We start from the raw sequence: 15511 nt of genomic DNA on the forward strand, positions 1-15511 counted from the left end.
TCACCAGGCCCGCCTCCACCTGGAGGATCTTCACCGCGGCGGAGATGAGCTTCTCCTCGGGGAGGTAGCAGTGGCCGTCGCCCGTGGACTCCGAGGCTCCCGGGCGCCGTCGCGCGCCTGGTCGGATCAGGGGCAGATCGTGTTCAGGTCGGTGGCCTCCGAGCCCACCTGGCGGCCCGGGTCGGCGGGCTCCTCCTCGTCCAGCCCGGTGTACTCCTGCCACTCGGTGCGGTCGTCGCCCTCCCCGGCGGCCTCCTCCGCGTCCTCGCCGCCCTCCTCGGGCGAGGCGGAGGGGGAGGCCTCGTCGGGCATGTCGTCGGTCTCCCCGCTCCCGGCGGCGATCGCCTCGGCGACCAGGTCCCTGACCTCGTCCCAGTCGGGGTTGGCGGTGTTGACCTGGGGCGGGGACAGCTGGAACGTGCTCATCCGCCCGGTGTCGGTGACCAGGTCGGCCAGTTCGATGAACGCGGGCACCTTGCTCTGGGGGATGTCCGTGCTCAGGGTCCGCTTGGTGGCGCCCGCGAGCCTGCGGTAGCTCGTCAGGATCGTCGTCGGCTCGACCTGTTCCGTGACGTACTTGATCAGGCAGCCCTGGCGGCCCATCCGCCCGTAGTCGTCGCTGTTGACCCGGGACCGCCCGTACCAGAGCGCCTCGTGGCCGTCGAGCCTGCGCAGGCCCGGCTCCAGGACCCCTCCGTGGACGCCGTAGGGGATCGGCTCCTCGATGCGGACCTGCACGCCGCCGATGGCGTCGATCAGGTCGCGGAAGCCCATCATGTCGACCATCGCGTAGTAGCCGATGTCCAGGCCGACGTTGTAGCCGATCACCTTTTTGAGGGTGTCGGCGGACGGGTCCCCCACGACGGGGTTGAGCGCCAGCTCGTCCGGCTCCTCGGCCACCGTCTGGTACACGTCGTTGAGGAGGAGGTCGAAGCCGTACGGCTCGGGGTAGCGCTCGGCGAGGGCGCTGTCCTCCGGGAACCGCACGTTCTCCAGGTTGCGGGGCAGGCCCACCAGGACGGCGTCGCCGGTCTCGGGGTCCATGCTGGCGACCATCATGGTGTCCGTGCGGACCCCGTAGCGGTTGTCCGCCGAGTCCGCGCCGATCAGCAGGACGTTGACCCGCTCCGCCCCGTTCCAGGGGTCGGCCGCGTCGTGGGGGGGCAGTTCGGGGTCCTCGTCGCCGCTGAACACGTCGGCGAGGGTCTCGTGGGCCGTGTACCCGCCGTGCAGGGCCAGCGCGGAGGGCGCCGCGATGGCCAGGCACAGGACCAGCACCACGGCCCCGCTGAGCAGCCGCCGGCCCAAGGGCATCCCCGCGGGTCTGGTGATCGTCCAGGAGTGGAGGACGACCGCCAGCCACAGGACCGCGGCCACGAACACCAGGCCCATGGCGCCCAGCAGCCAGCGGCTCTGGACCGCCATTCCGGCGAGCAGGGCCATGGCCCCCGACTCGTGTGCGCCGATGCGCCAGGCCGAGAAGGCCAGGGCCGCGATCCCGGCCAGGTACAGGCCGAGGATCACCGCCCCCGCGACCCTGCGCCGCATGCGCAGGTGGGCCAGGCCCGGGAGGGGGACCGACGCCGCGGTCCACAGCAGCGCCCGCCCCGTACTCAGGCGCGCGGGCGCCTCGTCCCGCTGATCGTCCTCCGCTGCCACCGACGATTCCTCTCCAGCATCGGGACGGCTGGGTCCGCCCCGTTCGGTTGTCCCCCGTCGCCCTCGCCGCGCGACGGTCACGCCCCGGGGCCCGGCTCCGTGTCCGGGGCCCCTGTCGGGTCCGCGTCCGGCGGGGCCGCGGGGAACCCTCCCCGGCGGCGCCCGTCACGTCGGACGCTCGGTGCGGTACGCCTCCCGCCCCGGGGCACGTGTGCCCTGCCGGAGCGGTGTGCGAGGGTCCGCAAGTTCAGTGTGGCGCTTTGTGAGAGTTGTGCGCACGACTACTCACTCAAGAGGGATGTTCTATACAAGTCTGTTATGTGGTCCCGACGCCGTGGTTGGGGGATTGGATGATGCTTTCGGGCCGATCAAAGGGGTGAATCAACCGATTTCTTTCGCGATCAGTAGTGAACGGGCTCCACAGCTGCGATGATCTGGCCGCAGGAGGGGGCGTCGTCCGGGGGAAGGGCGGCGTCATGGGAACGAAAGGCACCATCGTGCTTGATGCGGTTGACGCCGCGCTTATGCGCGCGTTGCAGGGGGACGGCAGAGCGACGTTCCAGGCGCTGGCCGACGGAGTCGGCCTGTCCCGGACGGCGGTTCGCGCCAGAGTGCGCCAGCTGGTCCAGTCGGGGGCGATCCGGATCGTGGGGGTGCTGCACGCCGGAGTCGTGGGCATGGAGGTCCTCGGTCATGTGTCGTTCCGGGTCAGCGGCCCCGTGGGGCCGCTGCTGGAGGCGCTGGGCGAGCGCGAGGCGGTGACCTTCGCGGCGCAGTCGGCCGGGAGGTTCCCGGCCGTCGCGCAGGTGCGGGTGGCCGACGACGGAGCCCTCACCAAGGAGCTCACCGACCTCCGCTCGCTGCCGGGGGTGGAGGGCGCGGAGGTCTTCCGCGCCAACGCCGTCTTCAAGGACGCCCACAGCAGCGTGCGGGAACTGCGCGACATCGAGTTGGACGCCCTGGACTGGCGTCTGGTTCGGCAGTTGCTGAAGGACGGCCGGGCCTCGTACGCGGACCTGGCCCGACAGGTGGGCCTGTCGCAGGCGGCGGCCCGCTCGCGGGTCGTGCGGCTCCTGAACTCCGGTGTGGTGCACGTGACCGCGCTGGTGGAGCCGTCGGCGGTGGGGGCCAACGAGCAGCTGGGCTTCGGCCTGCGCTGTCGGGGCGACGCCGAGGCGCTGGGCTCCGCGCTGGCGAACATGCCCCGCGTCTCCTTCATGGCCAGCGGTTTCGGCCGCTACGACATCATCGGCACCCTCACCGCCCCGGACCGCTGCCAGCTGGTGGAGGCGCTGGAGTCGGTGCGGTCCGCGCCGGGCGTGGGCTACGTGGAGACCTGGGACCACCTGTCCGTGCGCAAGGAGCGCAGGGGCGGGGAGCGGCCGGTGGAGTGGTTCCCCGGCTGAGCGGGGCCGTCCGGGCCGACCGGCCCCGACCAGGCGCGGGCCCGGTCGGGGCCGGCCCTGTGCGTGACGCAGGGTGGGAGGCCGCGTGCGCTTCGGGCTCATCTGTAACCATCGGTAGCATTTTTACGTGTTTCCGCCACGTATGGCTTGCGTCACGCTTAAGTTACCCGTGAGTATGGAGGAGGTCGGTCCGAACCGGCCGCACCGGGCGCGGGTGTAGTGGGAGGCTGACGTGGCGCTTGCGAAGACGTTGACGGCTGTGGGAACGGTGGCACTGGCCCGCTGCGGCGGCCGGCCCTTCGGCACGCACCTGTTCTCGGTCTGGCCGGGGGCCGCGTTCGCCGCGACCGCCTTCCCGGTGCGCTGTACACCGGGGGACAACCTCGCCCTCCACGTGGCGGTGGCCCAGGCGCCGCCCGGGGCCGCCCTCGTCGTGGACGTGGCGGGGGAGTCCGAGTACGGCTACGTCGACGAGATCCTCGCCGTGGCCGCCCGGACCCGCGGCGTGAGCGGCATCGTCCTGGACGGCTGCGTCCGCGACATCGCCGCCATCGCGCGCTGCGAGCTCCCCGTGTTCGGGGCCGGGGTCGCCGTCCGCGAGGCGGGCCACGAGGCGGGCGGCTCCGTCGGCCGGGAGATCAGCATGACCGCGAGCGGCCCGGCGCCCCTGCCGGTGCGCCGCGGCGACTGGATCGTCGCCGACGACGACGGCGTGGTCTGCCTGCCCCGGGGGCAGGTGAGCGCCATCATCGCCGAGACCATGAGCAGCCTCTCCCGGGAGCAGGAGATCATCGACGCCGTGTACGCGGGGGAGAGCACCCTGGACCTGCTCGGCCTGGACCCCTCGCGGGTCTCGGGCTGGGAGGGGGCCGCAGGGAGCGGGAGCCGGCCCGCAGCGGGGCGCTCCCGGGCCCTGGGCGCGGTGCGCCGCGACACCGCGTCACTCGCGGCCGAGGGCCACCCTGCGGCGGGGCGACCCCGTGTGGGGCCGCGCCCGGCCGTGGGCGAGGCCTACCGGGGAGACTGAGCCCCGTCCGCGTGCCCGGACCCGTCCTCTCCGGACCGGCCCGGGCTCCCGCCCCGCGCGGCGGCGCCGGCGCCGCGCGTCCGGGGCGTCAGTCCTCGGTGAGGGACAGCAGCTCGTCGATGTAGCAGGTGGCCTCCCGGGCGGCCGCCGCCGGGTCCGCGGAGCGGATGGCCTCGGTCAGCTTCGAGTGGTCCACGCCGTCGGTCTCGGACGAGGGCTGGTTCGTGGCGCCGTCGTTCTGCTCGTACGCCGTGTGCGCGATGCTGGCGTACACGACCTGGGCGATGTCGTCGTACAGGTCGATGAGCAGGGTGTTGTGGGTGGCGTTGACGACCGAGCGGTGGAACGTGAAGTCGGCCTCCACGAACGCGCTCATGTCGCGGTCGCGCCAGGCGGCCTCGCGCAGGGCCATCGCGCGGTCGATGTCGGCCATGTCCTCGTCGCTGTGGCGCAGGGCCGCCAGTCTGGCGGCCTCCACCTCCAGCGCGCGGCGCACCTCCAGGTTCTCCCGCAGGCGGGAGCGCTCCAGGCGGCGCCGGAGCGCGCCGCCGAGCTCGCTGGAGGCGCGGACGAAGGTGCCCGCACCCTGGCGGATCTCCAGCAGGCCCGCGTGGGCGAGGGCGCGGACGGCCTCACGCACGGTGTTGCGGCCCACCTCGAGCTGGTCGGAGAGCTCCGACTCGGTGGGGATGCGGTCGCCGACGCCCCATTCACCCGAGTCGATCTGCGCTCGTAACTGACTGATGACCTGGTCTACGAGACCGGTCCGGCGTGTCGAGGCGAGGGGCACGCGTTTACCTCCTAGGGGCGGGTCGCCGGATGACAGGGCCAGCGCACAGGTACGGAACGGTTAAGGCCGGAGCTTAGACCAGTTACCGTCGGGAATTGGCCTCGAACGGCAATGCGTTATCCTCATGAAGTACATCCGGTCATCCTACGAATCTGTGAGTCGCCTTCCATGAGCGCCGGATCAGCGCCCCACACGCCCGTGACGAGCGGTCCCCCCGCAGGCACGACCGCCCCCGCCCGCCCGCCGCGGGCCGTCCTCCTGCTCCTCGCGGCCGGCATCGCCCTCGCCGCCCTCAACCTGCGCACGGCGATCACCAGCGTCGGCCCCGTGCTCGGCGAGGTCACCGCCGGACTCGGGATGACCGCGGTCGGCGCCGGCCTGCTCACCACGCTCCCCGTCCTGTGCTTCGCCCTCTTCGGCGGCCTCACCCCGACCCTGGCCCGCCGCCTGGGGGAGCACCACCTGCTGGTCTACGCGCTGACCGCCGTCACCGTCGGCCTCGCCACCCGCGCGCTGGTGCCCGAGCCCTGGATGTTCCTGGCCCTGAGCGCCGTGGCGCTCTCCGGCGGCGCGGTCGGCAACGTCATCCTCCCCGCCCTGGTCAAGCAGCACTTCCCCGACCGCGTCGGCCTGATGACCACGGTGTACACCACCGCCCTGGCCCTGGGCACCACCATCGCGGCGGCCTCCACCGTCCCCCTGGAGCAGTCCACGGGGGAGTGGCGGATCGCCCTGGGCGCCTACGCCCTCTTCGGCGTCGTCGCCGCCGTGCCCTGGCTGCTGGCGCTGCGCCACGAGCCCGCCCCCGGGGACCCCTCCCAGGCGCTGGGCTTCCGCCAGGTGCTGGGCACCGGCATCGGCTGGCAGGCCATGCTGTACTTCGGCACGCAGTCCTCGGTGGCCTACATCATGTTCGGCTGGTACGCGCAGATGCTGCGCGACCAGGGCATGTCCCCCCAGACGGCGGGACTGGCCCTGTCCTACCTGACCGTCCTGGGCATCCCGATGTCCCTGGTGCTGCCCACCCTGCTCACCCGGCTCCGCGACCAGCGGCCGTTCGTGGTCATGTTCGCCGCCGCCTACCTCGCGGGCCTGGCCGGGCTGTGGTTCTCCCCGCTCTCGGGGGTGTGGGTGTGGACCACCCTCGTCGGCATCGGCATGGGCAGCTTCGTCTTCGCCCTGACCTCCTTCGCGCTGCGCACCCGCACCGGCGCGGGCACGGCCGCCCTGTCGGCCTCCAGCCAGAGCCTGGGCTACCTGATGGGCGGAGCCGGCCCCTTCCTGTTCGGCCTGCTGCACGAGGCGAGCGGCGGCTGGCACGCCCCGCTGCTGCTGGTGGTGGCCCTGGTCGCGGTCAACCTGGGTGTGGGCCTGCTGCTGGGCAGACCCGGCCACCTCGAGGACGCCATCCGGGACCGCGCGCTCAGAAGGGAAGCCAGTCGATCCGGCCGATGAGGTACACGGAGCCGACGAAGGCCACGATGTCGATGACGGTGTGCGCGACCACCAGCGGCATGACCCGCCCGTAGCGCAGGTAGAACCAGCCGAAGACCAGCCCCATCACCAGGTTGCCGAAGAACATGCCCACCCCCTGGTAGAGGTGGTAGAAGGCGCGCAGCACCGAGCTGGCGAGCACCGCCTTCCACGGCGCCCAGCCGAGCTGGCCCAGCCGGTGCAGCAGGTACCCGACGACGATGACCTCCTCCAGGACGCCGTTCTTGGCGGCCTGGAGCACGAGGACGGGCACGTCCCACCAGTTGCCCTCCAGGGTGCTGGGCACGATCGTCAGGGTCAGGCCCAGGTTCCAGGAGACCACGTACACGGCCAGGCCCCCCGCGCCGATCAGCGCGGCCAGGGCGGCGCCGGTGCCCAGGTCGAAGCCCGGCCTGCGCACGTCGAAGCCGATCGTGCGGGAGGACTCCCCCGAGCGGCGCATGAGGTAGGCCACCAGCAGCACCGGGGCCAGTGAGAAGACCAGCGCGTACAGCTGGCGGGACAGGTCCAGCCAGGGGCGGGCGTCGGCGCGCGGGTTCACCAGGCTCGCGGTCTGCTCGGCCAGGCCCCCCGGAGCCGTGAGCACGCCCGCGAAGGAGATGATCGCCGATACCGCGGACGCGCCCAGGGAGAGCGCGAGGACGCACACGACCTCCCAGCGCAGCAGGCCCCGCTCCGGCGGTGCTGTGGGGGAGGACGGCGTCCCCGCGTCCTCGGCGGTGTGCGGTGCTCGGGTCTTGTCGGTCACGCGTCGCAATCTACGCGCTGTGCGCCGGACGCGTGACCGGGGGGCTCAGGGACGGGGCTCCCCGGTGTCAGCCCTCGCCGTCGTCGTCCTGGTCGTCCTGGTCGTTCTGGTCGTCCTGGTCGTTCTGGTCGTCCTGATCGTCGCCGTCGCCGTCCTGGTCGTCGCCGCCGTCATCGCCGTCGTCGTCCTGGTCGCCGTCGTCCTGCTGCTCCGTGTCCACGTCCGGCAGGACGTCGTCGCAGGCGGCGGTGCCCAGGACCACGAACGCCGACAGGGCGCCCACGGCGAGGACGCGGCGCAGGACGGGAAGGGTCGCGAGGAGCGGGTCGAGGAGTTTCACGGGTGCCTCCTGGTCTCGTGGCGGGCCGGCGGGCGCCGACCCCGCGCGGTCGCCAGCCTAGGTCCCGGTACGGCGGGCGGCCAAAGCGACGCGTGCGCGAATCCGCGACGGAGGACGCCCGAAACCGGACACGGACAAGCCGCCGGCCATACGCGTGTGACACGGACCGCGTACGGCCGACGGCCAGGGGGCGGAGTCCGTCCCGCCCCGCCCCAGCCACGAAAGCGGGGAGGGACGGACTCCTGGGAACGAAGACCAGGTCAGTGAGCCGCTGAGAACTGGTCTTCTTCGGTGGAGCCGGTGAGAGCCGTGGTGCTGGCCTCGGGGGAGATGGTCGTGCTGATCGCGTCGAAGTAGCCGGTGCCGACCTCGCGCTGGTGGCGGGTGGCGGTGTAGCCGGCGGCCTCGGACGCGAACTCGGCCTCCTGGAGCTCGACGTACGACGTCATCCCGTTCCGGGCGTAGCCCTTGGCCAGGTTGAACATCGAGTGGTTGAGCGAGTGGAAGCCCGCCAGGGTGATGAACTGGAACTTGTAGCCCATGTGGCCCAGCTCGCGCTGGAACTTCGCGATGGTCGCGTCGTCCAGGTGCCGCTTCCAGTTGAAGGACGGCGAGCAGTTGTAGGCCAGCATCTGGTCCGGGTACTCCGCCTTGATGCGCTCGGCGAAGTCGCGGGCGACCTCCAGGTCGGGGGTCGCGGTCTCCATCCAGAGCAGGTCGGAGTGCGGGGCGTAGGCCAGGCCGCGGGCGACGCAGGCGTCCACGCCGTTGCGGAAGCGGTAGAAGCCCTCGGCGGTGCGCTCGCCGGTCACGAAGGGCCGGTCGCGCTCGTCGATGTCGCTCGTGATCAGGGTCGCGGCCTGGGCGTCGGTCCGCGCGATGACGAGGGAGGGGACACCGGCGACGTCCGCGGCCAGGCGGGCGGCGTTCAGGGTCTTGACGTGCTGGCCGGTCGGGATGAGGACCTTGCCGCCCAGGTGGCCGCACTTCTTCTCGGAGGCCAGCTGGTCCTCCCAGTGCACGCCGGCCGCGCCGGAGGCGATCATGCCCTTCATCAGCTCGTAGGCGTTGAGGACGCCGCCGAAGCCGGCCTCGGCGTCGGCCACGATCGGGGCGAGCCACTCGGGAGCGGTGTCGTCGCCCTCGGACCAGGTGATCTGGTCGGCGCGCAGCAGGGCGTTGTTGATGCGGCGGACCACGGCCGGGACCGAGTTGGCGGGGTAGAGGCTCTGGTCCGGGTAGGTGCTGCCGGAGAGGTTCGCGTCGGCGGCGACCTGCCACCCGGAGAGGTAGATGGCCTTCAGGCCGGCGCGGACCTGCTGGACCGCCTGGTTGCCGGTGAGGGCGCCGAGGCTGTTGACGTAGTCCTCGGTGTGGAGCAGGTCCCAGAGGCGCTCGGCGCCCCGGCGGGCCAGGGTGTGCTCCTCGGTGACCGAACCGCGGAGCTTGACCACGTCGTCGGCGGAGTAGGTGCGCTCGATACCGGCCCACCGGGAGTTGGTCTCCCAGTCGCGCTGGAGTTCGGCGCTGGCTTCCTGACGTCGAGCGCTGGTGCCCATGTTCGTTCCCGCCTTACGTGTAGTCCCCAAGGTGTTCGCACCGGTCGAGGGAGTTCCTGCCAGGACCAGGGGCTGAGCCCTGGGCGTATGTTCCCCGCCGGTAACTATGATTCTTGGTGAAGTTCCAGAGCTTTTCCACTTGAAATCGTGCGAAGATCAGCGATTCTTTCCGTAAGATGAACCCATGGCGTACTTTGGTGCTGAAGAAATACCGTCTTTGACAGGTGACCTAGATCTCGTCACCTTTGGTCAGCGGCTCCGTCATCTGCGGCGCGCGCGAGGTATGACCCTCTCCGACCTGGGAGAACGCGTCGGCAGGGCCCCCTCCCAGCTCTCCCTGCTGGAGAACGGCAAGCGCGAGCCCAAGCTCTCCCTCCTCACCTCCCTGGCCTCCGCCCTCGGCGTCTCCGTCGAGGAACTCCTCTCCAAGCAGCCCCCGAGCCGGCGCGCGCAGCTGGAGATCTCCGTGGAGGAGGCCCAGCGCGACTCCCTCTACCAGGAGCTCAACCTCCCCCACCTCAAGGTCGGCAAGAGGGTCCCCAACGACGTGCTCGAACACATCGTCGGCCTCTACGACGAGCTCAAGCGGCGCCACGCCAAGCCCACGGCCAGCCCCGAGGAGGCCAGGCGGGCCAACGCCGACCTGCGCCGGCAGATGCGCGAGCGCGGCAACTACTTCGAGCAGATCGAGAAGGCCGCCACCGAGACCCTGGACGCCGTCAACTACACCGCGGGCGCCCTCTCCCAGGGGCAGATACTCGCGATCGCGACGCACCACGGGTTCAGCCTCAGGTACGTGCAGGACCTGCCCCGCTCGGTGCGCTCCCTCACCGACCACGTCAACCGGCGGATCTACCTCAAGCGCGAGACCACGCTGGGCATGCACAGCCCGCGCACGATCCTCCTCCAGACCCTCGGCCACGTGGTGCTCGGCCACGGCCAGCCCCGGGACTTCGGCGACTTCCTGCGCCAGCGGGTCGAGGCCAACTACTTCGCGGCGGCCGTCCTCATCCCCGAGAGCACCGCCGTCACCTACCTCCAGGAGGCCAAGCACGCACGCGACCTCTCGGTGGAGGACCTGCGCGACGTCTACTCGGTCTCCTACGAGATGGCGGCCCACCGGTTCACCAACCTGGCCCACCGCCACCTGGACCTGGTCTGCCACTTCATCCGCAACGACGAGACCGGCATCATCTACAAGGCCTACGAGAACGACGGCCTGGTCTTCCCCACCGACGAGACCGGCGCCATCGAGGGCCAGCGCATGTGCCGCCAGTGGTCGGGGCGCCAGGTGTTCGCCTCCCCGGACCGCTACTCGATCTACTACCAGTACACGGACAAGCCCAACGGCACCCACTGGTGCGTGGCACACGTGGACCCGAGCCGGGAGCGCAACTACGCCATCACCCTCGGCGTGCCCTACAAGGAGTCGCGCTGGTTCCGCGGACGGGAGACCACCAACCGGACCCAGTCCAACTGCCCCACCGGCGAGTGCTGCGTGCGCCCGCCCGCGGACCTGGCCGCCCGCTGGGAGGGCAACGTGTGGCCGTCGGCCCGCGCCCACTCCCACGTGCTGTCGGCCCTGCCCTCGGGCACCTTCCCGGGCGTGGACGAGCACGACGTCTACACGTTCCTGGAGAAGCACAGCGTGGAGGACCGCGCCTGAGGCGCCGGAGGAGGACGGACGGAGAGGGGTCGGGGCCAGGGGTCCCGGCCCTTCGGTGTTCCCGCGGCGGGGACGGCCCTGCGGTCCCGCGGGCGGCCGGCGGAACCCGGCGACCCCGTCTCCGGGAAGGTCCTCGGCCGCCGCGGACGCCTTCCGCCGGCTGGAGCAACCGCACGTCAGGGGCCGGTACCGGGCGTACCAGCTCCTTGTCGTTTGCCCGAACCGCCTGTACCGGTAGTGGTACCGCCTTCGGGTGGTGCGTGTGCCGGTGCTCCGCCGAGGGGGAACCGCTTCGCGTGGTGCGCCGCTCCGTCCCCTTCGACACCCCTGAGAGGGAGCCCATGAACCTGCCCGCGAACATCCGCACCCTGATTCCCGTCATCGTCGGCGTCATCGTCGGCGCGGCCGTCCACCACGCCAGCTCACGGGGGATCGTCATCCCCGAGGGGTCCCTGGCCGAGGTGGTGACCCCGGTCGTGTCCGGTGCCGTCACCGTGGCCTACTTCGCGGCAGGCCGGTTCCTGGAGACCCGGGTCCCCGCCCGCGTGCGCACCGTGGGGCGTGTGCTGCTGACGTGGGGGCTCACCCGCCAGACGCCGGCGTACGGTCCGGCGGGGGAGGCGGAGGCCTCCCGCGCTGCCGCGTGAGGCGACCGTCCCTGATGCCCGACCTCCGATGAGCACGCCGTTCCCGAGCGTGCGTCCGACGGGTGGGGACCTGCCGGGCGGCGACCGGCCCCCGCGTCCTTTCCCGTGGGTTCCAGCGATCCCCGCAACACCCTGGATTTCAGGGAGTTGCGGGGACCCCGAGAATCCCCCCTTCCCGGACGCGGGGGCCGCTCTCGTGTTCCACCGTCCCGCTGAGTCCGGTCGAGGCGACTTCCCCTCGTGGTGCCGCTTCCCGGGTTCAGGGCTGCCCGACCTCGTGTCCGAGGGCGGCCATGTGCGCCATTGCCGCGGCAATGGCAGCGGCAATACTCGTCCCCGTCAAGCAGGGAAGGACCGGTGAATCCGAGTGACTCGACGGGTGCCCGCGCACCGCACACGACCCGTCCGAGACCCGGGTTGCACCGACGGAACCAGCGCTCCGACCTGCATGGACGTCACCGGATCGGCAGGCCGGTGACGGCGCGGCCGATGATGAGCCTCTGGATCTCGCTGGCCCCCTCGAAGATGGTGAAAATCGACGCGTCGCGGTGCCAGCGCTCCACCGGGTAGTCACGCGTGTAGCCGTTGCCCCCGAGGATGCGCAGGGCGTTCTGGGTGACGAAGGTGGCGGTCTCCGAGGCGTAGAGCTTGCTCATGGAGCCCTCCGCGTTCGTGAAGTCCTTGCCGTTGCGGGCCATCCAGGCGGCGCGCCACACCAGCAGGCGGGCGGCGTCGATGCGGGTGGCCATGTCCGCGAGGAGGAAGGCCACGCCCTGGTTGTCGCCGATGGGGCGGCCGAACTGCTCGCGCTGGGTGGAGTAGTCCCGCGCGTACTCGTAGGCGGCGCGCGCGGTGCCCACCGCCATGACCCCCACGCTCGGGCGGGAGGCCTCGAAGGTCTTCATGGCGGCCTGGCCCTTGGAGCTGCGGCCCTCGCGGGCGCGGGCGAGGCGTTCGTCGAGCTTGTCCTTGCCGCCCAGCAGGCACGAACCGGGGACCCGGACGTCGTCCAGGACGACCTCGGCGGTGTGGGAGGCGCGGATGCCGTGCTTCTTGAACTTCTGGCCCTGGGACAGGCCCGGGGTGTTCGGGGGCACGATGAACGAGGCCTGGCCGCGGGAGCCGAACTCCGGCTCGACCGAGGCGACGACGACGTGGACGTCGGCGATGCCGCCGTTGGTCGCCCACGTCTTGACGCCGTTCAGGACCCACTCGTCCTTGGCCTGGTCGTAGACGGCGCGGGTCCTGATGGCCGAGACGTCGGACCCGGCGTCGGGCTCCGACGAGCAGAACGCGCCGAGCTTGACGTCCTCGGCGCTGCCGAACATCTGCGGGACCCACTCGAAGAGCTGCTCCTGGGTGCCGTTGGAGGCGACGGAGACGGCGGCCAGCCCCGTGCCGGTGATGGACAGGGCGATGCCGGGGTCGCCCCAGTAGAGCTCCTCGAAGGCGACGGGGATGCCGAGCCCGCTCGGCTCCAGCCACTGGTTGGCGAAGAAGTCGAGGGAGTAGAGCCCGATCTTGGCCGCCTCCTGGATGATCGGCCAGGGGGTCTCCTCGCGTTCGTCCCACTCGGCCGCGGCGGGGCGGATGACGTCGGCGGCGAACCCGTGGGCCCAGTCCCGGACGTCGCGGACGTCCTCGCTCGGTTCCAGGCTGAAGGCGGGCGCGGGGGCCTCACTCATGCGCTTACATCCTTTGTCGGACCCTCCGGGGGCGGAGGGGCGGTCAATGCGTGTTACCAACGGTAACAGCAGGATCTTCCAGGCACAATCGTCCGCCGGGCGCGGCCTGCCCCTCGGCGGCGGAGGCAGGCCGCGCCCGGCGGGGCGAGCGGGTGCCGCCGGTCGCGCCCCCGCCTCCCCCGCCGTTCGACCGACCCCGCCCTGGCCGGATCCGGCCACAGCGCCCGGCAGTCCCCGTTCCGCCGAACCCGCGGCCACCGCGGCGGATCGTAGAAGGCCCGCGGAGAACGGGGACACGGCTGCCAGGGGCCTTCCCGACACCGCCGGGAGTCCTCCGGCGGGCACGAGCACCCCACCGGACGACACACCGACGAGCAGTACGACACCCTCCGCGCCGCACGGCGCGGGGAGCCCACCCGGCGGATACGCCGCGCCGGTCCTGTCCGCGGCCCCCTCCGGGCCGCGCCGGGCCCCGCGCCGCCCGCCCCGCCCGCCGTCACGACGAGACCGCCGACCGGACCGGTACACCGGCCGGCGGCGGAGCGGTCCACCTCATCGACTCCCACGACACCCCTAAGGACCCCCGATGACCCCCAACCGCACCACCACCGCCGCCCTCGCGACCGCCGCCCTCGCACTCGGCCTCACCGCCTGCTCCGTCAGCGTGGACCCCGACGAGATGGGGCTGGAGTACAACGCCGGCCTGTTCTCCTCCACCGCCTTCGACCAGTGCGTCGAATCCGGGAACCGGGAGTACTACGGCCCGGGCGACGAGGTGTACGTCTACCCCGGCGGCCAGCGCACGTTCACCTTCTCCGGCGGCGACGAGGCGGAGATGTCCTCGGAGACGGTCGTCACCGCCGACAACCTGGAGATGACCTCCACCGGCGTCGTGACGTTCCAGCTCAACCCCGACTGCGACGTGTTCCAGCAGATGCACGAGCTGGTCGGGACCAAGTACGAGGCCCACGAGGACGAGGGCTGGAACGAGATGATCCGCGACTACGTGGGGCAGCCGCTGCGCCGGGCCCTGGACGACGCCAGCGCGGAATTCGAGTGGCAGGCCCTGTACTCCGACGACGACGCGAAGCGGGAGTGGGAGTCCCGTGTCGGGGAGCTGCTGGTCGAGTACGTGACCGAGATGGGCGGCGGGGCGTTCTTCATCAGCCCCACCTACACCACCGAGGACGGCGACGACCTGGGCGCCCCGCAGCTCACGCTCCAGCGGCCCGTGCCGCCGGAGACCGTCCGGGAGGCCATGACCGAGGCCCACCAGGTCGCGGAGCAGATCCAGACCGCGGAGGCCCGGGAGGAGCTGGCGGACGCCGAGGCCGAGGCGATGCAGTCGCTCGTCGACCTGCTCGGCCCGGAGGGCGCGGTCCTGTACGAGGCCATCAAGAACGGTGACGTGGACGTGGTGGCGCTGTCCCCGGGCGCGGGGGTGTCGGTGACCGGGAGCGGGGACTGACGCGTCGGCGCGGGCCGGGGAGCACCCCGTCCCGCGCCGTGCCGTCCCGCCGTCCCGTGCGGGGCCGTGCGTGTGATGCCCGGCCGGCCGGACGGGCCGGCCCCCGCCCGTGTGCGCGCCGGGCGGTGCTCCGGCCGCGGGCGCCCTGACGGTCCGATTCATCCGACGTCTACGCTGGCGCCATGAACGCCACCACGGGCGAAGGCGCCCCCACCATCACCGTCCCCGCCGCCTACAACGGGCCGGACGGGTCGGGCAACGGCGGCTACACCGCGGGTCTGCTCGCCGCACGGCTCACCGGCGTCGGAGGGCCCGCCGTCCAGGTCACCCTGCGCACCCCGCCGCCCCTGGACCACCCCCTGGCGGTGGAGGGCGACCCCGCCGCCGGCCTCCGCCTCACCGACCCGGCGGTCGGTGAGGGGCAGCCGGGCCACCTGGTCGCCGAGGCCGCGGTCGCCGACCTCCCCGGCGGGCCAGGAGCCCCCGGGGTACCGGGAGGCCCGATCGGGCTCGCGGAGGCCGCGGAGGCCGAGAGCCGCTACGCCGGACTCGCCGGGCACCCCTTCCCGCGCTGCTACAGCTGCGGCCCCGAGCGCGCCGAGGGCGACGGCCTGCGCCTGTTCGCCGGTTCCGTGCGCCCCGGCGCCGGCCCCGGCGGCGCCGGGAACACCGTCGCCTGCACCTGGACCCCGCACCCCGGACTGGACGACGGGGCCGGCGCCGCCGAACCGGTCCAGGTGTGGGCCGCGCTGGACTGCCCCGGCGGCTGGTCCAGCGACGTGGTCGGCCGCCCCGCCGTGCTCGGCCGGTTCACCGTGCGGATCGACGAGGCCCCCCGGATCGGGAGCACCTACGTGGTGGCGGGCCACCTGGCATCGGTCGACGGGCGCAAGATCCACACCACCAGCGCGCTCCTCGACGGGACCGGAAGGACGCTGGCCCGCGCCGCCGCCACCTGGATCGCGCTCCGGGGCTGAGCCGGGGAGCGGTCGATCCGCCCTCCCACCTCGCAGAACCGCTAC

Annotated in this window: 13 protein-coding genes; 7 read left to right on the top strand and 6 right to left on the bottom strand. The window is 72.3% G+C overall.

Translation table 11 applies throughout. The annotated features are described in order from the left end of the window. Positions 1-126: 126 nt before the first annotated feature. Positions 127-1659: an LCP family protein gene (locus ABZ234_RS19570; protein ID WP_352984925.1), complete on the bottom strand. Its 1533-nt coding sequence runs from the start codon at positions 1657-1659 to the stop codon at positions 127-129. Positions 1660-2156: 497 nt separating this feature from the next. On the opposite strand from ABZ234_RS19570, the gene ABZ234_RS19575 reads away from it, so the two are divergent. Together ABZ234_RS19575 and ABZ234_RS19580 are read left to right on the top strand one after the other, a co-directional pair. Further along, on the top strand, positions 2157-3065 hold the full coding sequence (locus ABZ234_RS19575; RefSeq protein ID WP_352984927.1) for an Lrp/AsnC family transcriptional regulator: 909 nt from the start codon (positions 2157-2159) through the stop codon (positions 3063-3065). A gap of 259 nt (positions 3066-3324) precedes the next feature. After that, a complete protein-coding gene (locus ABZ234_RS19580; RefSeq protein WP_267950433.1) occupies positions 3325-4092 on the top strand; it encodes an RraA family protein in 768 nt (255 codons plus the stop codon). Positions 4093-4180: 88 nt separating this feature from the next. Here the strand turns inward: ABZ234_RS19580 and ABZ234_RS19585 are convergent, their stop codons facing one another. Beyond that, positions 4181-4882 (bottom strand): FadR/GntR family transcriptional regulator, encoded by a 702-nt coding sequence (locus ABZ234_RS19585; protein WP_267945391.1) that lies wholly within the window; start codon positions 4880-4882, stop codon positions 4181-4183. Between the two features lie 168 nt (positions 4883-5050). Here ABZ234_RS19585 and ABZ234_RS19590 point away from each other — a divergent pair, with 168 nt between their 5' ends. After that, positions 5051-6337 carry an MFS transporter gene (locus tag ABZ234_RS19590; RefSeq protein ID WP_355013022.1) on the top strand — a complete coding sequence of 429 codons (1287 nt, stop codon included), beginning with the start codon at positions 5051-5053 and terminating at the stop codon, positions 6335-6337. On the opposite strand, the gene ABZ234_RS19595 is transcribed toward ABZ234_RS19590, so the two are convergent. The 3 genes from ABZ234_RS19595 to aceA all read right to left on the bottom strand — a co-directional run bounded on the left by ABZ234_RS19595 (position 6306) and on the right by aceA (position 9023). Then, positions 6306-7124, bottom strand: coding sequence for a CPBP family intramembrane glutamic endopeptidase (locus tag ABZ234_RS19595; protein ID WP_344180759.1), 819 nt, complete (start codon positions 7122-7124; stop codon positions 6306-6308). The genes ABZ234_RS19590 and ABZ234_RS19595 overlap by 32 nt on opposite strands. A 67-nt stretch (positions 7125-7191) precedes the next feature. Further along, the gene (locus ABZ234_RS19600; protein WP_355013023.1) at positions 7192-7464 is read right to left on the bottom strand and encodes a DNA primase; all 273 of its coding nucleotides are present in this window, start codon (positions 7462-7464) and stop codon (positions 7192-7194) included. Between the two features lie 260 nt (positions 7465-7724). Next, positions 7725-9023 (bottom strand): isocitrate lyase, encoded by a 1299-nt coding sequence (aceA, locus tag ABZ234_RS19605; protein WP_355013024.1) that lies wholly within the window; start codon positions 9021-9023, stop codon positions 7725-7727. A 217-nt stretch (positions 9024-9240) separates the two neighbouring features. Between aceA and ABZ234_RS19610 the strand changes: the two genes are divergently transcribed. Together ABZ234_RS19610 and ABZ234_RS19615 are read left to right on the top strand one after the other, a co-directional pair. Next, positions 9241-10689 (top strand): helix-turn-helix domain-containing protein, encoded by a 1449-nt coding sequence (locus tag ABZ234_RS19610; protein WP_355013025.1) that lies wholly within the window; start codon positions 9241-9243, stop codon positions 10687-10689. Positions 10690-10985: 296 nt separating this feature from the next. Then, positions 10986-11336 (top strand): hypothetical protein, encoded by a 351-nt coding sequence (locus ABZ234_RS19615; RefSeq protein WP_355013026.1) that lies wholly within the window; start codon positions 10986-10988, stop codon positions 11334-11336. A gap of 455 nt (positions 11337-11791) precedes the next feature. On the opposite strand, the gene ABZ234_RS19620 is transcribed toward ABZ234_RS19615, so the two are convergent. After that, the gene (locus tag ABZ234_RS19620) at positions 11792-13021 is read right to left on the bottom strand and encodes an acyl-CoA dehydrogenase family protein (RefSeq protein ID WP_267945384.1); all 1230 of its coding nucleotides are present in this window, start codon (positions 13019-13021) and stop codon (positions 11792-11794) included. 586 nt (positions 13022-13607) lie between these two features. On the opposite strand from ABZ234_RS19620, the gene ABZ234_RS19625 reads away from it, so the two are divergent. Both ABZ234_RS19625 and ABZ234_RS19630 read left to right on the top strand, forming a co-directional pair. Then, positions 13608-14489 (top strand): SPFH domain-containing protein, encoded by an 882-nt coding sequence (locus ABZ234_RS19625; RefSeq protein ID WP_344180752.1) that lies wholly within the window; start codon positions 13608-13610, stop codon positions 14487-14489. 182 nt (positions 14490-14671) lie between these two features. Beyond that, positions 14672-15466: a hypothetical protein gene (locus ABZ234_RS19630; RefSeq protein ID WP_355013027.1), complete on the top strand. Its 795-nt coding sequence runs from the start codon at positions 14672-14674 to the stop codon at positions 15464-15466. Positions 15467-15511 lie beyond the last annotated feature (45 nt).

Origin of the sequence: Nocardiopsis sp. NPDC006198 (assembly GCF_040613895.1) — a bacterium.
In the GTDB taxonomy this organism is placed as follows: domain Bacteria; phylum Actinomycetota; class Actinomycetes; order Streptosporangiales; family Streptosporangiaceae; genus Nocardiopsis; species Nocardiopsis tropica.